Origin of the sequence: Anaeromyxobacter sp. SG66 (genome assembly GCF_022690805.1) — a bacterium.
Taxonomy (GTDB): Bacteria; Myxococcota; Myxococcia; order Myxococcales; family Anaeromyxobacteraceae; genus Anaeromyxobacter; species Anaeromyxobacter soli.
The window spans coordinates 1-18,985 of the sequence record NZ_JALCZC010000082.1 but is presented as its reverse complement, the minus strand read 5'-3'; the positions used below and the strand labels follow the sequence as shown (position 1 = coordinate 18,985).

Genomic DNA, 18,985 nt, shown 5'->3' with positions numbered 1-18,985 from the left:
GGGCGGCGGCCTCGCCGCGCGCGCTCGGCCGCGCTCAGCCCGCGCTGCCCCAGCCCCGCTCGACGGCGCGCGCGCCGCGGGCGAACGCCTCGGCGTTCACCGCGACGAGCGCAGGGCGCTTCTGCAGCGCCTGGCGGATGACGGCGAGGACGGTCTCGGCGGGGAAGAGCCCGGTGGCCCCCTGCAGCGCGCCGATGGCGACCACGTTCTTCACGAGCGGCTGGCCGAGCTCCGCCGCGATCTCGGAGAGGGGCACGCCCAGCGCGCGGACGCCGGGCGGGAGCGCGTGCGGCTCGCGGATCACGGAGCGGTCGTAGAGCGCGATCCCGCCGGGCGCGACCGTGGCCCCGAACTTGGCGAGGCTCGGGGCGTTGAAGGCGACGAGCGCGTGCGGCGAGGGCACGTCGGGGGAGAGCACCTGCGTGCGCGCGATCCGCACGTCGGCGTAGGAGGTGCCGCCGCGCGACTCCGGGCCGTAGCTCGGGATGTGCGTCGCGTCGAGCCCCTCGTTCACGGCCGCGTGGACCATCAGCATCGCCGCCGTCTGCGCGCCGTCGCCCCCCGAGCCGGCGAACTTGAGGCCGAGCTCGTCGCCGCCGAACGGCGTGGCGGGGAAGCCCTGCGCGTAGCGCGGCGCCTCCGCCTGCCGCGCGTCGATCGCCTCGAGCACCGCGTCCGCCGCGTACGTGGGCGTGCGCCACGCGTCGAAGCTCGCGGTCGCCGAGACGTCCTTCTTCACGCCCAGCGGGAAGACCGGGACCATCTTCTCCTTCACCCAGCGCTCCGCCTCCTCGGCGGAGAGGCGCAGGTGCGTCGGGCACTCGGCGAGCACCTCGACGAAGGAGAAGCCCTTCCCCTCCGCCTGGAGCTCTAGGCCCTTCTTCACCGCCTTCGCCGCGCGCACCCGCTGCTTCGCGTCGAAGAGCGCCACCCGCTCCACGTACACCGGGCCGTCGAGCTGGGCGATGAGCTCCGCCATCTTGAGCGGCAGGCCCATGGAGAGGTCGCGCCCGTGCGGCGAGGTGGTGGTCTTCTGGCCCATGAGCGTGGTGGGCGCGGTCTGACCGCCGGTCATGCCGTAGATCGCGTTGTTCACGAACACGACCGACAGGGGCACGCCGAGCTGCGCGGCGTGGAGGATCTCGGTGAGGCCGATGGAGGCGAGGTCGCCGTCGCCCTGGTAGCTCACCACCACGCTGTCCGGGTTCGAGAGCTTGTGGCCGAGCGCGACCGCGGGCGCGCGGCCGTGCGCCGCCTGCGTGTGGCCGACGTCCAGGTAGTAGTAGAGGAACACGCTGCAGCCGACCGGCGACACCGCGATGGTCCGGTCCTGGATCCCGAGCTCCTCGATGGCCTCGGCGAGGTAGCGGTGCACGAGCCCGTGGCCGCAGCCGGGGCAGTAGTGGGTGCTGCGCCCCTTGATGCCCTCGGCGTGATCGTGCCGCTCGAACCGCTCGTAGAAGACGCTCACGCCGTCACCCGCCTTCCCGCGGACTTCCGTACCCCCGCGGCGATCTCGAGCTGCGACGGCAGGATGCCTCCGTGCCGCCGCACGTGCTCGATGGGCACCTCTCCGCCGACGCCCGCGTGGCTCAGCGCGAGCCGGAGCTCGTCCTCGAGCTGCCCGTCGCTCGCCTCGACCACGACGATGCGGCGCGCCCGGCGGACGAGCGGGAGGAGCGCGGCGACCGGGAACGGCCAGACCGTCTGCGGGCGGAACAGCCCGACCCGCACGCCCTCGGCGCGGAGCGCGGCCACCGCCCCCGACGCCATGCGCGCCGGGGTGCCGCAGGCGACGACGAGCGTCTCGGCGTCCTCGCAGTGGAGGGTCTCGACGCGCTGCTCCGCGGCGGTCATGCGCGCGTACTTGTCGAAGAGGTGGAGGTTGTGGGCCTCCTGGTCCGCCTCGCGCAGCAGGATCGAGGAGTGGAGGTTCCCGCGGTGCGGGCCGTCGCCCGACACGGCCCAGCCCGGGAGCCCCGGCCGGACGAGCGCGCGCGGCAGCTCCACCTTGCCGGTCATCTGGCCGAGGTGCCCGTCGGCCGCGACCACCACCGGGTTCCGGTAGCGGAAGGCGAGCTCGAAGGCGAGCATCGTGAAGTCGAGCATCTCCTGCGGCGTCGCCGGCGCGAGCACGATGGCGTGCGTGCTCCCGTGGCCGAGGCCGCGGCAGGCGAGCTTCAGGTCCGACTGCTCGGGCCCGATGTTCCCGAGCCCGGGCCCGGCGCGCATCACGTTCACGAAGACGGCGGGGAGCTCGGCGCCGATGAGGTAGGAGACGCCCTCGAGCATCAGGCTGAAGCCGGGGGAGGACGTGAACGTCATCGTCCGCCGCCCCGCGCCGGCCGCGCCGTACATCATGTTGACGGCCGCGACCTCGCTCGGCGCCTGGACGAAGCTGCCGCCCAGCGCGGGCAGGAGCTTCGCCATGAGCTCGGCGCCCTCGGTGGACGGCGTGATCGGGTAGCCGAAGAAGTGGCGGCAGCCGGCGAGCAGCGCGCCGATGGCCGACGCGTGCGTGCCCTTCACGACGAGCGGGGGCGAGTGCGGCAGCGGCACCCGCGCGTCCGGCTCGTCCGGCGGGGGGACGAAGCGCGCGCGCGGCGCCACGGCGGCGGGCTCGCGCGCCGCCCCCGGGAGCGCCATCTCGAGCCCGTACGGCTCGGGGCACGCCTCGGCGCACAGCCCGCAGCCGTTGCAGGCGTCGAGGCTCAGGACGATGGGGACGAGCCCGGAGAGCTCGTTGATGTCGGTGCCGGGCGCGATGCAGGCGCGCGCGCAGGCCTCCCGACATCTGCCGCAGCCCTTGCAGCACTCCTCGTGGAGCACCGGCATCTCACGGACGTCGACGTGAGCCACGCGACCTCCTCCTGCCGCCCGATCGAAGCGGCGCCTGCGGAAGACGGCGACACCCTACTCGCGGTCGGGGGAGGAATCCAAGTGCGTCGGGAAGAGACCTCGTGCCCGGCCGGGCCCGGGTCCGGCGAGGACGCCCATCCCTTGGAGGCGCAACGAGATCCGGGGCCAGCCGCCCGTGCGCACCGGCCGTGCCTGCGCACGCCGGCGCCGACAGCGATCGACGCGCGGTTCTCCGGAGACCGCGAGAGGAGTGGAGCGAGACGGGCGCACTCCGATGGATCGTCGTCCGCTGCGCAAGCTCGCGGACGCGGGCGCTCCGGGAGCCGCTCCGCGCCGCCTTCGATCACCTGTGCGCGGGAGCTCGCGAGGCTCGAGCTCTCCTGCTCGTCGCCTGACTCCGACCTCGGGAGCCCCGGACGTACGAAAGCCCGGCCCCTCTCGCGAGGAACCGGGCTTTCATCTCAGACGTGAAGCGGCTTACAGCGGGCGGACGTTCGCCGCCTGGAGGCCCTTCGGGCCGCGCTGAACGTCGAACTCCACCTTCTGACCCTCGGCGAGGGTGCGGAACCCCTGCGCCTGGATCGCGGTGTGGTGGCAGAACACGTCCTCGCCACCGCCGTCCTGCGTGATGAACCCGAAGCCCTTCGCGTCGTTGAACCACTTCACGGTACCGGTCGCCATTACTCTTACTCTTTTCTTCTGAATCGGCGGCATTGAGTTGCCGCGTCGATGCGCCTCGAAACGAGGCCGCCGAGGTTTAACCCAGCGCGCGCTCCGCGTCGAGCGTACTCGCGGGGGAGTTTCGTTCGGCCGGCGGGACCCTCTCCGTCCGGGCCGTCGGGGGCAGGGTCGCGTCGGGAGCGATATCGCGCTCGTTTGCCGGGGGGAACGGGGGCCCGCGAGCGCAGCGCCGGCTCGGCCGGCGTCTCTCCGGCCACCGCCAGTCACGACGATTTAGTCAATGATGTCAGCATGATACGCGGCATGGCGGGCCGCCCGCCCGCCGTTGCAGCATGCGACCGCACGCGGATCGCCCTTGCGCGGGCGCGGGCCCGGGGCGCACCGGACCTATGCGAAGGCCTGCCGCCGGAGGGCAGCGGCGGCCACGGCGGCCGCTCCGGTGGACCCACGCCCGGGACGACGGTGGCCCTCCGGAACCGGTGCCGCGACGGCAGCGACCGAGCTCCCTCCTCGCGATCGGGCTCGCGGCCGCTCACCTCGGTCGTACACCTCAGGTGAATGTTGCCCACGGGGAAGGGCGTGCTCGCGATGGCTGAGCGGCGGGCGGAGCGGTCCGAGGGCGCGATCGGCTCCGGCGCGAGCGCTCGCCTGCCGCCCTCCCCTGCCGGGCCGAGGCAGGGGAGATCTGACCGCGCTCAAGCTCTGCCCCCCCGCTTTCGTGACATCCTCCCCGTTCCCGAATCGTTCGAGCCGCAACGAGCCCGAGCGGCGGCGCGGAGGAACCATGCTGAAGTGGACGCCGTCCCTGGCCGTGGGCATCGTCGAGATCGACGAGCAGCACCAGGAGCTGTTCCGGCGCGCCGAGCGGTTCGTGGCGAGCCTCGACACCGCGGATCGCCAGGAGATCGGGATCCTCCTCTCCTACCTCCGCATGTACTGCGTCACGCACTTCGGCGCGGAGGAGGCCTGGATGCGCGACGTCCGCTACGAGGGCTACGCCGAGCACAAGGCGGAGCACGACCGCTTCGTGAAGGACATCCTGCGGATGTCCGACGAGCACGAGCGACGCGGCGGTCCGGGGCTCGAGGCGATGAAGATCGGGACCTATCTCTCGCGCTGGCTGAAGGACCACCTCACGCGGACCGACTCGGCGTTCGCGCGCTTCCTCCTGTCCCAGTCCGCCTGACGGGCGCGGCGCGCTCCGGCCGCTCCCGGCCGAGGCCGCCACCCCGGGCGACCCCGCCCTGGGCGGGGAGCGGCTCCTCCGACGGTGCTCTACTCGGTGCGTGGCGTGCGGCGCGAGGCGCCGCGCTCCGGCCCGACGACGCGGGCGGAGCGGCGCGCGGGCGCCGGGACGGTTCTCCATGGCGGCGCTGCACGAGGCGCGGTTCTACGAGCGGCGGCCGGACGACGAGGTGCGCTGCACCCTCTGCCCCCACGACTGCCACATCCGCGCCGGCGGGCGCGGCGCGTGCGGCGTCCGCTTCAACGTGCGGGGCACGCTCTACACCCTCGTCTACGACCGGGTGGTGTCGCGCGGCGTCGATCCCATCGAGAAGAAGCCGCTCTTCCACTTCCTCCCGGGCTCGCTCGCGTACTCCATCGCCACGGTCGGCTGCAACCTGCGCTGCGCGTTCTGCCAGAACTGGACGGTGTCGCAGTGGCCGAAGGAGCACCTCCCGCGCACGATCGACGCGCGCGGGAACCGCGAGGCGACCGAGCTCGTCTGCCCGCAGCTCGCGGCCGCGGCGAAGGCCGTGGTGGGCGAGGAGATCTCACCCGAGGAGATCGTCGAGCGCGCCCTCGCCAGCGGCTGCCGCTCGATCGCGTACACGTACACGGAGCCCACCGTGTTCTACGAGCTCGCCCACGACACCGCGGTGCTGGCGCGGGCGCGCGGCCTCAGGAACGTGTTCGTGACGAACGGCTTCATCTCCGAGGCGCCGCTGCGCGAGATCGCGACGGTGCTCGACGCGGCCAACGTGGACCTGAAGTTCTTCGACCCCGAGAGCTACCGCCGGGTGAGCCGCGCCCGGCTCGAGCCGATCCTGGAGGCGATCCGCCTGTACCGCGCGCTCGGCGTCTGGGTGGAGGTGACGACGCTCGTCATCCCCGGCGTGAACGACTCGGACGCGGAGCTGCGCCAGATCGCGGAGTTCGTCCGCTCGGTCGGCCCCGAGGTGCCGTGGCACGTGTCCCAGTTCTACCCGGCGTACAAGATGCTCGACCGGCCGTTCACGCCGGTCGACACCCTCGACCGCGCCGCGCGGATCGGCCGCGCCGCCGGGCTCCGCCACGTCTACGAGGGGAACGTCCCCGGCTCGGATGGAGAGACCACGCGCTGCCACCTGTGCGGCGCGCTCCTCGTGGAGCGCTACGGGTTCCACGTGCTCCGGAACCGGGTCGAGAACGGCTGCTGCCCGGCCTGCGGGACGCGGGTGGACGGCGTCGAGATGTCGCCCGCGCCGGCGTGGCGCGCGTGACGGCGGGAGGATGCCATGCGGCTCGCCGCGCGAGCGGCCGTGGGCGCCGCGGCGATCGCGCTGGCGGGCGGCCAGTGCGGCGTCGGTGGTGAGGGCGAGCTCGCCTGCCTGGAGGCGGTCGCCCGCCTCGATGCGTGCTGCCCCGGGCTCGACGCGACCCTCTTCGCCTGCGGGGACGGCGAGGGCCACGCCTCGGGCTGCGTCGTCTCCTACACCTCGCCCGCGCTCGGCCTCGACGAGAGCCGCTGCATCTGCGCCCGCTCCTGCGCCGACCTGCGCGACGGCGGGATCTGCTCGCGGGCGAGCCGGACGGCCCCGGGCGGAGCGCACCCGCCGCCGCTCTGTCCGTGAAGCAGGCGTCCGTCAGCGGCCACGCCGCATCGGGACGAACTGCACGGGCGCGAGGCGCTCCTCGAGCAGCCCGCCCGGCAGCTTCTTCACGACCACCAGCGTCTGGACTCCGCCCGCCGGCCCTGCGGGATAGACGATCCTCCCCCCCTCCGCGAGCTGGGCGAGGAGCGGCGGGGGGAGCCGCTCCACGGCGCAGCTCACGACGATCGCGTCGAAGGGCGCCGCCTCCGGCCAGCCCTGGAAGCCATCCCCGGCGCGGAGGTGCACGTTCGCGTAGCCGAGCTGCCGGAGCGTCTCGACGCTGCGCGCGTGCAGCTCCGGCTCGAGCTCGATCCCGTACACCTCCGCCGCGGCGCGGGACAGCACCGCGGCCGCGTAGCCCGAGCCCGAGCCGACCTCGAGGACGCGCTCCCCGCCGCGGAGCGCGAGCGCCTGCGCCATGAGCGCGACCACGTAGGGCTGGCTCACGGTCTGCCCGCGCCCGATGGGGAGCGGCTCGTCCTCGTACGCGTACGCGCGCCACTCCGGCGCCACGAAGCGCTCGCGCGGCACCTCGCGCATGGCCGCGAGCACCCGCGCGTCGCGGATGCCGCGCCCCGCGAGCTGGTCGTCCACCATCCGCGCCCGCGCCGCCTCCGGGGACGCCGCGGGACGCGCCGGGCCGGCGCACGCGCCCTCCCGGGCCCCCGCGGCGAGGAGCAACGTGAGGATCGAGAGGAGCGCCCGGACGAGCATGCGAGCCTCCGGCGAGGCCGTGCGTCCCGGAGATCACCTCACGATCCTCGCGCCCCGTCGCGCGTTCTCGTGGGGTCCCCGCGGGGTCATGCCGACCGCCCGCACGCCCGGTCCCACGCCGCCCCGGCTCCGGCCGAGACGCCCCGCGCGAAGGGCCGCGCCGGCCGCCGCGGAGCGCAAGAATGAGATCGTGACCCCGTCCTTCGTCACCCGGCTGCTCGCGCTGGCGCTCGTCCTGTTCATCGGGATCGCCTCCGCCGTGCTCCTCTGGGACGGGATCGCCGGGCTCGCGCCGGGCGGCGGCGCCACGGCGCACGCGTGGCGCGCGCGGGCGCGGCTCGCGGTGGGCGTCCTCGGGTTCGCGATGGCGCTCTGGATCGTCCTCGGGATGCTCACGCACGCGCACTAGATGGACCGGCCCTTCCATCGCCGGCTCGGCCGGCGCAGCTTCCTCGCGGGCGCGCTCGGCGCGGCGTCCGCGGCCGCCCTCTACGCCACCTCCGGGGGCGCGCGCTCGACGCCCGCGGGCGCGCGATCGCACGCGCTGCCGGACTCGCCGAGCCCGCCCGCGAAGAGCACCGTGGCCGTGGTGCGTCCGTCCGCCTCGCCGAGCCTTCGCGCCGCGGTGGAGGAGGCCGTCCGGCTCGCCGGGGGCCTCGGGTTCATCCGCCCCGGGGACTCCGTCCTGCTGAAGCCCGCCGTGAACAGCGGGAACGCCTACCCCGCGACGACGGATCCCGAGGTCCTCCAGATCGTCGCCCGGCTCGTGCTCGAGGCCGGCGGCGCGCCGTTCGTCGCGGACCGCACCATGTTCCTGCACTCGACCCGGGCCGCGTTCGAGCGCACCGGCATCCTGGACGCGGCGCGCTCGCTCGAGATCCCCTGCCTCGCGCTCGAGGACGCGGACGTCGCCTGGGTTCGCCACCCGCTCGCGGTGAACTGGCCGGACCGGACGCTCCGCATCTACCGCCCGGTGCTGGCCGCCGACCACATCATCGGGCTCTGCACGCCGCGGACGCACTCGCGGGGCGACTTCACCATGGCCATGAAGAACGCGGTCGGGATCGTGGACGGCGCGGCCCGCGTCCGGATGCACCTCGGGTCGGGCCTGCGCGCCCGGCTCGCCGAGATCTCGCTCGTCGCACGTCCCTCGCTCGTCCTCCTCGACGGCCGCGCGGGCTTCGCGGACGGCGGGCCCGACCAGGGCGACCGCTGCAGGCCCGACGTCATCGCGGCGAGCACGGACCCGCTCGCGCTCGACGCCGTGGGCCTCGCGTTCCTCCGCATCGCCGGGGCGAACGACCGGATCGGCCGCGGCTCGATCTGGGATCTGCCCATGATGCGGCGAGCGGCGGAGATCGGCGTCGGCGCCGCCTCGGGGGAGCGCATCCGCCTCGCCGGGGCGAGCGACGCAGACGCAGCGCGGCTGCGCCGGGAGCTCGGCTGACGCCCACGGCCCCGCGCGCGACGGTGGCGCGGGACGCGCGAGCGGGCTGGCGGGGAGATGCCCGCTCCCGCGGCGACCTGGCGCTCGCGCGCGTGCCGTGAGGCCCCTGCGGACCGGGGCGCGGAGGCGGGCCGGGCGCGAAGATCTCCTCGCCGGGCGCGTACGTACGGCGCGGCGGAGCGAGCGGAGATGGCGAGGACGGGGCTCGAGATCGGCCGGGTGGGCGGCATCCGCATCCGGCTCGACGTGACGCTGCTCCTCGCGCTGCCGTTCCTCGCGTGGATGTTCGCGCGCGCCGTGCCGGAGCTCGCGGGCCTCGCGGGCGTCCCGCCGGAGCGGCTCCCCGGGCCGCGCTGGGCCTGGGGCCTCGCGCTCGCCGCGGGCCTGTTCGTCTCGGTGCTCCTGCACGAGCTCGCGCACTGCTTCGTCCTCGTGCGCCGCGGCGGGAAGGTGCGAGCGATCACGCTCATGGTCATCGGCGGCGTCACCGAGGTGGCCGAGCCGCTCGCCGACATGCGCGCCGAGGCGCGCGTCGCCGTCGCCGGACCGGCGGCGAGCCTCGCCCTCGCCCTCCTCGCCGCCGGGCTCTCCGCGGCGGCGCTCCGCGCCGGCGCCCAGCCGGCCGCGTTCGCGCTCGAGGCGCTCGCGCGCGTCAACGTCGCGCTCGGCGTGTTCAACCTCCTGCCCGCGTTCCCCATGGACGGCGGCCGCGTCCTCCGCGCCGTGCTGGCGCGGCGGCGCAGCGCGGCGGAGGCCACGCGGATCGCCGCCAACGTGGGCAAGGCCTTCGCCGCCTTCTTCGCGGCGCTCGGCTTCGCGGCGGGGAACCCGCTCCTCATCCTCGTGGCGTTCTTCGTGTGGGCGGGGGCGCACGCGGAGGAGCACGACGTGCTCGTGCGCGCGATGCTCGGGGACCTGCGGGTGAGGGAGATCATGACGCCCTCGCCGAGCGCGGTCACGTCCGACGAGACGGTGTTCGCGGTGGGTGAGCGGATGCTGCGCGAGCGGCGGGTCGCGCTGCCGGTGATCGAGGGGGGGCGCGCCGCGGGGTTCGTGCGGCTCGAGGCGGTGGAGAAGCTGCCGGTCGAGGAGCGCCGGACTACCCAGGTGAGCGCGGCCATGGAGCCGGCGCGCGTCGTCGCGCCGGGCGACCGCGTGGTCGACGTCATCGCGGAGCTCCAGCCGCGCGGCAACGACCACCTCGCGGTCGCGGACGACGGGAGGCTCGTGGGCGTCGTCTCGTCCTTCGACCTGGCGCGCGGCCTGCGCCTGCGCCAGCTCGCCGCGACCCAGCACCCGCCGCCCGCCAAGGCCGGATGACGGCCCCCGCCGGAGCGCGCACCGCGCGGGCGGGGCACCGCGGAGGGGCGAGCCCACGGGACGCCGATCCCGCCGCCGGCCGGAGGCGTATCCTGGAACTGCCCGGGGAACGCGCGGATCCTCGCGACGGTCCTCTCGTGAGGCCGGAGGCACCGCGGGACGTTCCCGCTCCTGACCGTGAAGACCGGGCGCGCGTCCGGCGCACGGTCACGGCTCGCGCGCACGAGGTCATGTCCCTGGGCACGGGGGGCCGCCTCCACAGCGGCCCCTCTCCGTGCGTGGGCGCGTGCCGCTGGAGCGACCGATGAAGCCGATCCTGGTCGGCGGGAGCATCCACCCCGCCCTCACCGCGGCGCTCGCGGACGCGCTCGGGCTCACGCCCGCGGCGCGGACGCTCGAGCGCTTCCCCGACGGCGAGCTCCACGTCACGGTGAAGGAGCCCGTCCGCGGCGCCGACGTGTACCTGGTCCAGCCGCTCGCGCCGCCGCCCGACGCGCACCTGCTGGAGCTCCTGTTCCTCGCCGACGCCTGCCGGCGCGCGGGCGCGGCGCGCATCACCGCCGTGGTGCCGTACCTCGCCTGGGCGCGGCAGGATCGCCGCCGCGCCGACGGCGAGCCGCTCGGGATCCGGCTCGCGGCGGACCTCCTCTCCGCGCGCGCCGACCGGGTGCTCGCGGTGGACGTTCACGGCGCCGCCGCGGAGGGCTTCTTCTCGGTGCCGCTCGATCACCTCACCGCGATCCCGGCGCTCGCCGAGGCCATCGCCCGCGTCGCGCCCCGGGACGCGGTGGTCGTCGCCCCGGACCTGGGCGCCGCGAAGCGCGCCGAGGCGTTCGGCCGCCTCCTCGGGCTGCCCTCCGCGTGCGTGCACAAGGCGCGGCTCTCGGCGCGCGAGGTCGCGGTCCGCGGCGTCTCCGGCGAGGTGGCCGGGCGGGCGCCCATCGTCGTCGACGACATGATCAGCACCGGCGCGACGATCGAGGCGGCGGTGCGGACGCTCCTCGAGGCGGGCTGCCGCCCCGAGGTCGTCGTCGCGGCGACGCATCCGCTCCTCGTGCCCGGCGCGGCGGAGCGGCTCGCGGCCCTCTCCCTCGCGCGCCTCGTCGTCACCGACGCCCTCCCGGTCCCCGCGCTGCCCGGGCTCGCGACGGAGGTCGTGCCGCTCGCGCCGCTCCTGGCCGAGGCGATCCGGCGGCTGCGCGAGGAGCGGCCGCTCGCGGAGCTGCTCGCGACGAGCTGACGCTCAGCGCGGCGGCGGCGCGCCGGACGCCTGCGCGCGGCCGAGGTGGAGCGTGAAGAAGCGCGCCGCCTGGCGCGCCACCGCGTCGAGCGCGCCCGCCTCGTCGAACAGGTGCGACGCGCCGGGCACGATCTCCAGGGCGCCCTGGCGCAGGAACGGCAGGGCCTCGGAGCTCCGCGCGAGGATCCCGCCGTCTCGCTTGCCGACGACGAGGAGCACCGGCGCGGCGATGCGCCGGAGCGTCGCCGGGTCCACGAGGTCGGGGCGCCCGCCGCGTGAGACGACGGCCGCGACGCGCTCGGGCTCGGCCGCCGCGGCGAGGAGCGCCACCGCGGCGCCGGTGCCCGCGCCGAAGAGTCCGAGCCGGAGCGCGCGCGTGTCGGGGTGGGCGGCGGCCCAGCGCACCGCCGCGACCGCCCGCCCGGCGAGGAGCTCGAGGTCGAAGCGGAGCTCCCCGGAGCGCTGGTCCTCGGCGCTCTCCTCCGGAGTGAGGAGATCGAAGAGCAGGGTGGCGAGCCCGGCGCGCTGGAGCGCCCGCGCCACGTGGCGGTCGCGCGGGCTCCGCCGCGACGCGCCGCTCCCGTGGACGAACGCGACGAGCCCCGCGGCCTGCATCGGCACCGCGAGCGCCGCCTCGAGCGCGCCCGGGCCGCGCCGCGACCCGTCGAACGGGATGGCGTGGTAGCGTTCCTCCACCTCCGGCGCCGCCTCGGACGCGCGCTCCTCCTCGCCGCCCGGAGCGTTCCAGTCGCCGCCCCAGAGCTCCTCGTCCCCCGCCTCGCGGCGGGCGCGCTCGACGCAGGAGAGCACCTCCGCGTCGCCGACCTGCGCGAAGCGCCGGTACCACGCGCCCACCGCGCGGAAGTCGCGCGGGCGCTCGAGCGCGACGACGTCGTCGAGGTCCGGGCGCAGCTCCGCCGCGGTCTGCGCCGCGATGACCGGAGCGGCGAGCGCCACCCGCGCCGCGCCCCAGCGCCGGGCCGCGCGCGCCGCGGCCCGCGCCGTCGCGCCGGTCGCGACCCCGTCGTCGACGAGGATCACCGTCCGTGCGGCGACGTCCGGGGCCTCCCGGCTGCCGCGGTAGGCCCGCACGCGGCGCTGGAGCTCCGCCGCCTCGCGCTCGGCCAGGACCGCCACCTCCTCCTCGGAGAGCCCCGTCTCGCGGACCGCGTCCCGGCTGACGTACACCGCGCCGCCCTCGGCGATCGCGCCCACCGCGTACTCGGGATCCCCCGGCGCGCCGAGCTTGCGCGCGACGAGCACGTCGAGCGGCGCGCCGAGCGCGCGCGCCACCTCGTAGGCGACCGGCACGCCTCCGCGCGTGAGCCCCAGCACCACCGGACGCTCGCCCCGGTATCCTTCCAGCGCCGCCGCGAGCAGCCGTCCCGCCTGCGACCGATCGTCGAAGATCATGCTCCGCCTCGGGCGCGCCCCCGGCGCGAGTACGGCGCACCGGTGGAGCGTGCGGATGCGTGGGCGGATGCGCGGGGAGTCGGCCTGCGGCACCGATCGCCCAGCACCGCCTTCCCGCGAAGCGTACGCCCCGCGCCGCGGCGCCGGTCCCGGTCCTTCAGGGCTCCCGCGACGCCGCGCCGCGCTTCGCCGCGCACCGGCGGGCGGTCGTCCGCCCGGACCGTCGCCGGCGGGTCGTCACGCCCGGGCGGGCCGGCGCCCGTTCCGCACCAGCTCGAGCCGGTGGTGGCGCCGCCGTGCGAACCAGTCCGAGAACGTCTCGAGGTACGTGTAGAACACCGGCGTCACGAACAGCGTGAGCGCCTGCGAGAAGACGAGCCCGCCGACCACCGCGAGCCCGAGCGGCCGCCGCGACTCGGCGCCCGCGCCGAGCCCGAGCGCGATGGGGAGCGTGCCCATGAGCGCGGCGAGGGTCGTCATCATGATCGGGCGGAAGCGGATGCGGCACGCGTCGAAGATCGCGTCGTGCGCGCTGCGCCCGCGCTTCCGCTCCTCGATGGCGAAGTCGATCATCATGATGCCGTTCTTCTTCACGAGCCCCACGAGCATGATGACGCCGACGAACGCGTAGATGGAGAGCTCGGTCCGGAACACGAGCAGCGTGAGGAGCGCCCCGAAGCCGGCGAACGGCAGCGCGGTCAGGATGGTGATCGGGTGGACGTAGCTCTCGTAGAGGATCCCGAGCACGAGGTAGATGACGACCACGGCGAGGAGGAGCAGCCAGCCGAGGCCGGAGAGCGACGACTGGAACGCGTCGGCGATCCCCTGGAACCGCGTGGACACGCTGGCGGGGAGCACCTGGCGCGCGATCCCCTCCACGTCGCCCACGGCGGCGCCGAGCGACGTGCCCGGGTCGAGGTTGAACGAGATGGTGACCGAGGGGATCTGCCCGGCGTGCGAGACCGAGAGCGGCCCGACGCCGCTCTCGAGGCGCGCGAGCGAGTCGAGCGGCACGAGCTGGCCGGAGGGCGCGCGGACGCGCAGCGTCGAGAGCGCGGCCTGATCCGTCTGGTAGCGCGGCGCGACCTCCATGATGACCTGGTACTCGTTCGTCGCGGTGTAGATGGTCGAGATCTGGCGGGAGCCATACGCGGTGTAGAGCGCGTCCTCCACGATGCGGGGCGAGACCCCGACCGCCGCCGCCCGGTCCCGGTCGATGTTCACGGTGACCTGGGGGTTCGAGAGCTGGAGATCGCTCGTCACGTCGCGCAGGCCCGCGAGGCCGCGCAGGCGCGCCTCGAGCTCCGGCGCGACGCGGTAGAGCTCGGCCGTGTCGGGGTCCTGGAGGGTGAGCTGGTACTGGCTCTTCGTGAGCTGCCCGCCGATGCGGATGGGGGGCGGGTTCTGCACGAACGCGCGCATCCCGGGGACCTGCGCGAGGCGGGGGCGGAGCCGCTCGATGACGCGGTCGACGCCGTCCCGCTCGCCCCGCGGCCGCAGGCGCATGAACATCACGCCGGTGTTCGCGGCGGTGGCCCCGCGCGCGCCCGCGCTCGACATGACCGCCTCCACCGCCGGGTCCTGCGCCGCGATCGCCGCCACCTCCTGCTGGTGCGCCGCCATCGCCTCCCAGCTCACCCCCTGCGCCGCCTCGGTGTAGGCGAAGATCTGGCCGGTGTCCTCGCTCGGGAGGAAGCCCTTCGGGACGGCCGCGAAGAGCGGCACCATCGCGGCGAGCGCGAGCGCCGTGACGACGAGGATGGTGCGCCGGTGCGAGAGCGACCAGGAGAGGCCGCGCAGGTACCCGCCGAGGAGCGCCTCGAAGCCGCGCTCCGTGACCCGGTAGAAGCGGCCCGGCGGCCGCTCCGCGTGCTCGGAGAGGAGGCGCGCGCACAGCATCGGCGTGAGCGACAGCGACACGAAGCCGGAGACGAGGATCGCGGCGCCGATGGTGACCGCGAACTCGTGGAACAGCCGCCCCACGATCCCGCCCATGAACAGCACCGGGATGAACACGGCGGCGAGCGAGATGGTCATGGAGACGATGGTGAAGCCGATCTCCTGCGCCCCGCGGAGCGCCGCCTCGCGCGGCGGCTCTCCCAGCTCGACGTGGCGCACCACGTTCTCGAGCATGACGATCGCGTCGTCCACCACGAACCCGACCGACAGCGTGAGCGCCATGAGCGAGAGGTTGTCGAGGCTGTAGCCGAGGAGCCACATCACCGCGAACGTCCCCACGAGCGACATCGGCAGCGCGAGGCTCGGGATGAGGGTCGCCCGCACGTTGCGCAGGAAGAGGAAGATGACGCCCACCACGAGGACGAGCGTGAGGAGGAGCGTGAACTTCACGTCCCGCACCGACGCCTGGATGGGCACGGAGCGGTCGAAGAGGACCTCCGCCGAGACGGAGGCGGGCAGCTGCTTGCGCATCTGCGGGAGGAGCGCCTTCACGCCGGCGGAGACCGCGACGGTGTTCGTGCCGGGCTGGCGCTGGATGGCGAGCACGATGGTGCGGTCCATCCCCGCGCGCGTCGCGTACCACGCCGCGGTCTTGTCGTTCTCGACGCTGTCCAGCGCCCGGCCCACCTCGCTGAGCCGCACCGGCGAGCCGTTCCGCCAGGCCACCACCACCGGCCCGTACTGGGCGGCGTCCGTGAGCTGGCCGGTCGCCTGCACCGTGGTGGCGCGGTGCGGCCCCTGCAGCGTGCCGGTCGGCAGGTTCACGTTCGCGGCCGACACGGCCGCCGACACCTCGTCGATCCCGAGGCCGCGGCTCGTGAGCTGCAGCGGATCGAGCTGGATGCGCACCGCGTACTTCTGCGAGCCGAACACGAGCACCTGCGCGACCCCGGACACGCTGGAGATCCGCTGCGCCATGAGGGTCTCGCCGTACTCGTCGAGCTGCGAGAGCGGCAGCGTCGGGGAGGTGAGCGCGAGGTAGAGGATGGGCATGTCCGCCGGGTTCACCTTCTGGTACGTCGGCGGCGTCGGCAGGTCGGGCGGGAGCTGCCGGCCCGCCGCGGCGATCGCGGCCTGGACGTCCTGCGCGGCGGCGTCGAGATCGCGGGAGAGGTCGAACTGGAGCGTCACCTGCGTCGCGCCGAGGTAGGACGCCGAGTTCATGGCCGCGAGGCCGGCGATCGTGGAGAACTGCCGCTCGAGCGGGGTCGCGACGGAGGCCGCCATCGTCTCCGGGCTCGCGCCGGGGAGGTTCGCGGTCACCTGGATCGTCGGGAAGTCCACGTTCGGCAGATCGCTCACCGGCAGGAGCCGGTAGGCCGCTGCGCCGAAGGCGAGGATGCCGACCATGACGAGCGAGGTCATGACCGGCCGGCGGATGAAGGGGCCGGAGACGTTCACGGCGTCCTCGCCTGCGTCCGCGCCCCGGCCTCGCCGCCCGCCTGCGCGGCCTTCACCGCCACGCGCGCCTTCGGCACGAGCCCGAGCTGCCCGTCGATCACCACCCGCTCGCCGGGGCGGAGCCCGCTCGAGACCACGACCTCGCGCGCGGTCGCCTGCGCCACCACGACCGGGCGCTGCTCGACCGTGTCGTCCGGCCCCACCACGTAGACGTACGGCCCGGCCTGCCCGGAGACGATCGCCGCGGCGGGCGCCACGACCGCGCCCCGCTGCACGCCCAGCACGACCCGCGCGTCCACGAACTGCCCCGGCCAGAGCGCCTCGCCCGCGTTCTCGAAGGTCGCCTTGGCGAGGATCGTCCCGGCCGCGGGATCGACCGTGTTGTTCACGAACGAGAGCGTCCCCTGCTCCTGCTTGTCCGCGCGGCGCGCGATCACCCGCAGGCGGCCCACCCCCGCGCGCAGCGCGTCCACGTGCTGCTCCGGCACCGTGAACGAGACGTAGATGGGGCGCAGCTGGGTGATGACGACGAGCGGGTTCTGCTGGTTCGCCTGCACGACGTTGCCGCGCTGCACGAGCACCGCGCCGGTCCGGCCGGCGCTCGGCGCGTCGATGCGGCAGTGGACGAGGTCGAGCTCGGCCTTCCGCACCGCCGCCTCGAGGCCGGCCACGTCGGCCTGCATCGACGACGCGTTCGCGAGCGCGGCCTCGTACTGCTGCCGCGTCACGTACTCGCGCTTCACGAGCTCCGCGTAGCGCCGCGCGTCGGCGCGGGCGTTCGCGGCCTGGTCGCGCGCACGGACCACCGCCGCGCGCGCCTGGGCGAGCGCGGCCTCGTACGGGCGCGGATCGATCTGGAACAGGCGCTGCCCCTCGCGGACCTCGTCGCCCTCGCCGAAGAACACGCCGACGATCTCGCCCGTCACGAGCGGCCGGATGGAGACCGTGACGAAGGGCTGGACCGAGCCGACCGCCGCGAGCTCCTTCGGGACGTCCTCCTGCCGCGCCTCCGCCACCCGGACCGGCACCGGCGGGCGGGGCGCCGCCGCCGCGCGCTCCTTCGAGCCGCGGCCGCAGCCGGCCACGGCGACCGCCGAGATCGCGACCGCGATCGCGACCCCTCCCACCCGACGCCAGCCCCCTGCGCTGCTCCCGGCCATCCGCCGCCCTCTGCAGTGGGATCCCTAGCTCCCCTGCGGCCGGGTCGCCGCGCCGGGTCACTCGAAACCCAGAGGAGATAACCTCCGCTCGGGCGGCCGGAAAGATGAGGGGGCGGGGTACCGCCCGCCTGCGGTGAGGAGCCGCATCGAAAAAAAGATCACGGAGGGGGTGGCAACCGGGAGGGGCGTGACTAACGTGGCGAGGGGTTGGGGAACAAACGACCGGGCAGCCCGCGGAGGCGCGGGTGAAAGCGGCGAGACCCCACCACACGAACCCACGAAGGAGCGCGCAGATGCCTCACATCGAGATCGATACGCTCACCCCCATCGCGGCGAAGTACATGGACGGGAAGAGCCTGACCCCGGCCGAGCGCTCCGAGGTGCTGAGGATCGCCCAGGGCTTCGCGTGCAAGGACTCGGCGGCGGCCGCGAACGTGTCGCCGGAGACGATCCGGGCGCGCCGCAAGCGCATCTACCGCAAGGTCCACGTGGCCGGCGCCGCGGAGATCATCTCCGGCCTCCTCTCGATCTCGCTCCAGATGCTGGCGAGCGGCGAGAAGGTCGAGATGAAGCCGGCCGCCCCGGCCGCCCAGCCCGAGACGACCGCCGCCGCGCCGCTCGTCGCGGCGATGTAGCGTCCGTCCGCTCGCCCGCCCCCGGCCCGGAGGGCGGGCGAAGCGCGGTCTTCCGGGCGACTTGAGCGGGGCCTCGGGCGCGAGCGCCGGGTGGCGTAAGTTCGCGCCCGGTCGCGCCGCGATGTTGCCGCCACGCACGCGACGTCCGGGAGGAGGTCGCGGTGGCGCGCATCGCAGCCGTGCTCGCGATGATCGCGGCGTTCGGATCGCCGCGCGCGGCGACGTTCGCCCCGGGCGAGGAGACGCTGCTCGAGGTCCGCTTCCTGAGCTTCGTGGCGGGCGAGGCGCGCATCGCCGTCGGACGGCCGGAGGGGGTCATCTGGCCGGTGTTCTTCGAGGCGCGGACCCGAGGCATCGCCGGCCTCCTGGACCTGCGCGAGCACCTCGTCTCGTACTGGGACGCGCGGGCGCGCCTGCCGCGCGGCTCCGAGCTGCGCGCGTTCGAGGCGGGGGACCTGCACGTGGATCGCTCGCGCTTCGACCGCGGCCGCGGCGAGGCGACGTTCGTCCGGGAGCGGAAGGGCCGTCGCTCCGAGAAGCGGTTCCCGGTCGCAGCGGGCGCCCACGAGCTGTCGAGCGCGTTCCTGTGGCTCCGCCTCCAGCCGCTCGCGCCCGGCGAGCGCCACGCGCTCCCGGTCCTCTCCGGCTCCCGCCAGTTCACGCTCGTCGCCGAGGTGCGGGAGCGCGAGGAGGTCGCGGTGCCCGGGGGGAAGTTCCGCTGCGTGCGCGTGAGCGTGACCGCGCCGACCGGCGGACCCGGGTCGCCGCGGGGCGACATCTCCCTCTGGCTGACCGACGATCCCGCCCACGTGCTCGTCCGCGCGGAGATCCCGTTCTCGATCGGCCACGTCGTCGCGCTGCTCACCCGCTACGCGCCCGGGGACGTCGCCACCGGGGATGCGCGGATGGGAGGGGAGCCCCCCGCCCCGCGCCAGGCCGCGGCGACCGGCGCGCGGCCTCCCGCCGCGCTCACCCCCCGCGCGCCGGCTCCCGGCCCTTGACCGGCCGCGCGTCGCAGATGCGTCCCGTCGCGAGCTGGAGCGCGTCCGTCAGCGCGTCGACCGGCTGAGCACCCACGAGCCGGCGCAGCTCCCTCCCGGCGCCGTCGAGCACGAGGAACGTGGGGACCCCGCGGACCGCGTGACGGCGCGCGAGCGCGGCGCCCTCGGGCTCCTCGACGAGGCGGCGCCTCACGTGGGCGCCCGGGCAGCCGCGCTCTGCCTCGGCGACCACGGGCTCCATGCTCCGGCAGATCGGACAGCTGCGGCTCACGAGCTCGACGAGCGCGGGTCCGGACGCGG

Annotated in this window: 17 protein-coding genes; 9 read left to right on the top strand and 8 right to left on the bottom strand. The window is 75.2% G+C overall.

Translation table 11 applies throughout. The features are described from left to right. Positions 1-34: 34 nt before the first annotated feature. The 3 genes from MNZ39_RS25035 to MNZ39_RS18160 form a co-directional block, all read right to left on the bottom strand. Positions 35-1,471: a 2-oxoacid:acceptor oxidoreductase family protein gene (locus MNZ39_RS25035; protein ID WP_242340497.1), complete on the bottom strand. Its 1,437-nt coding sequence runs from the start codon at positions 1,469-1,471 to the stop codon at positions 35-37. Then, the gene (vorB, locus tag MNZ39_RS18165; RefSeq protein WP_242340496.1) at positions 1,468-2,859 is read right to left on the bottom strand and encodes a 3-methyl-2-oxobutanoate dehydrogenase subunit VorB; all 1,392 of its coding nucleotides are present in this window, start codon (positions 2,857-2,859) and stop codon (positions 1,468-1,470) included. The genes MNZ39_RS25035 and vorB overlap by 4 nt, the downstream gene beginning before the upstream one ends. A gap of 477 nt (positions 2,860-3,336) precedes the next feature. Then, positions 3,337-3,540, bottom strand: coding sequence for a cold-shock protein (locus tag MNZ39_RS18160; protein ID WP_242340495.1), 204 nt, complete (start codon positions 3,538-3,540; stop codon positions 3,337-3,339). Between the two features lie 784 nt (positions 3,541-4,324). On the opposite strand from MNZ39_RS18160, the gene MNZ39_RS18155 reads away from it, so the two are divergent. From MNZ39_RS18155 to MNZ39_RS18145, 3 genes are all read left to right on the top strand, one after another. After that, positions 4,325-4,726, top strand: coding sequence for a bacteriohemerythrin (locus MNZ39_RS18155; protein WP_242340494.1), 402 nt, complete (start codon positions 4,325-4,327; stop codon positions 4,724-4,726). A gap of 178 nt (positions 4,727-4,904) precedes the next feature. Continuing rightward, positions 4,905-6,023, top strand: a complete 1,119-nt coding sequence (gene amrS, locus MNZ39_RS18150) for an AmmeMemoRadiSam system radical SAM enzyme (RefSeq protein WP_242340493.1) — start codon at positions 4,905-4,907, stop codon at positions 6,021-6,023. A gap of 15 nt (positions 6,024-6,038) precedes the next feature. Then, positions 6,039-6,374 (top strand): hypothetical protein, encoded by a 336-nt coding sequence (locus MNZ39_RS18145; protein ID WP_242340492.1) that lies wholly within the window; start codon positions 6,039-6,041, stop codon positions 6,372-6,374. Between the two features lie 12 nt (positions 6,375-6,386). On the opposite strand, the gene MNZ39_RS18140 is transcribed toward MNZ39_RS18145, so the two are convergent. Further along, positions 6,387-6,992: a protein-L-isoaspartate(D-aspartate) O-methyltransferase gene (locus MNZ39_RS18140; protein ID WP_242340498.1), complete on the bottom strand. Its 606-nt coding sequence runs from the start codon at positions 6,990-6,992 to the stop codon at positions 6,387-6,389. Positions 6,993-7,299: 307 nt separating this feature from the next. On the opposite strand from MNZ39_RS18140, the gene MNZ39_RS18135 reads away from it, so the two are divergent. The 4 genes from MNZ39_RS18135 to MNZ39_RS18120 all read left to right on the top strand — a co-directional run bounded on the left by MNZ39_RS18135 (position 7,300) and on the right by MNZ39_RS18120 (position 11,116). Then, complete coding sequence (locus tag MNZ39_RS18135; protein WP_242340491.1) at positions 7,300-7,518, top strand: hypothetical protein; 219 nt, start codon at positions 7,300-7,302, stop codon at positions 7,516-7,518. Further along, entirely contained in the window at positions 7,519-8,556 is a 1,038-nt protein-coding gene (locus MNZ39_RS18130; protein WP_242340490.1) for a DUF362 domain-containing protein, read from the top strand. It abuts the gene before it with no gap. Between the two features lie 189 nt (positions 8,557-8,745). Continuing rightward, entirely contained in the window at positions 8,746-9,876 is a 1,131-nt protein-coding gene (locus MNZ39_RS18125) for a site-2 protease family protein (RefSeq protein ID WP_242340489.1), read from the top strand. Between the two features lie 304 nt (positions 9,877-10,180). Next, the gene (locus MNZ39_RS18120; protein WP_242340488.1) at positions 10,181-11,116 is read left to right on the top strand and encodes a ribose-phosphate pyrophosphokinase; all 936 of its coding nucleotides are present in this window, start codon (positions 10,181-10,183) and stop codon (positions 11,114-11,116) included. 3 nt (positions 11,117-11,119) lie between these two features. Here MNZ39_RS18120 and MNZ39_RS18115 read toward each other — a convergent pair whose 3' ends face one another. From MNZ39_RS18115 to MNZ39_RS18105, 3 genes are all read right to left on the bottom strand, one after another. Next, positions 11,120-12,529, bottom strand: a complete 1,410-nt coding sequence (locus MNZ39_RS18115; protein WP_242340487.1) for a phosphoribosyltransferase family protein — start codon at positions 12,527-12,529, stop codon at positions 11,120-11,122. 237 nt (positions 12,530-12,766) lie between these two features. Then, a complete protein-coding gene (locus MNZ39_RS18110; RefSeq protein WP_242340486.1) occupies positions 12,767-15,889 on the bottom strand; it encodes an efflux RND transporter permease subunit in 3,123 nt (1,040 codons plus the stop codon). Further along, positions 15,886-17,049 carry an efflux RND transporter periplasmic adaptor subunit gene (locus tag MNZ39_RS18105; protein WP_242340485.1) on the bottom strand — a complete coding sequence of 388 codons (1,164 nt, stop codon included), beginning with the start codon at positions 17,047-17,049 and terminating at the stop codon, positions 15,886-15,888. The genes MNZ39_RS18110 and MNZ39_RS18105 overlap by 4 nt, the downstream gene beginning before the upstream one ends. A gap of 293 nt (positions 17,050-17,342) precedes the next feature. Here MNZ39_RS18105 and MNZ39_RS18100 point away from each other — a divergent pair, with 293 nt between their 5' ends. Both MNZ39_RS18100 and MNZ39_RS18095 read left to right on the top strand, forming a co-directional pair. After that, entirely contained in the window at positions 17,343-17,684 is a 342-nt protein-coding gene (locus tag MNZ39_RS18100; RefSeq protein WP_242340484.1) for a LuxR C-terminal-related transcriptional regulator, read from the top strand. Positions 17,685-17,845: 161 nt separating this feature from the next. Further along, positions 17,846-18,685 (top strand): DUF3108 domain-containing protein, encoded by an 840-nt coding sequence (locus MNZ39_RS18095; RefSeq protein ID WP_242340483.1) that lies wholly within the window; start codon positions 17,846-17,848, stop codon positions 18,683-18,685. Here MNZ39_RS18095 and MNZ39_RS18090 read toward each other — a convergent pair. Further along, positions 18,654-18,985 (bottom strand): thioredoxin family protein (locus MNZ39_RS18090; RefSeq protein ID WP_242340482.1); only part of this gene is annotated, 332 nt, incomplete at its 5' end. The two genes, MNZ39_RS18095 and MNZ39_RS18090, sit on opposite strands and share 32 nt — an antisense overlap.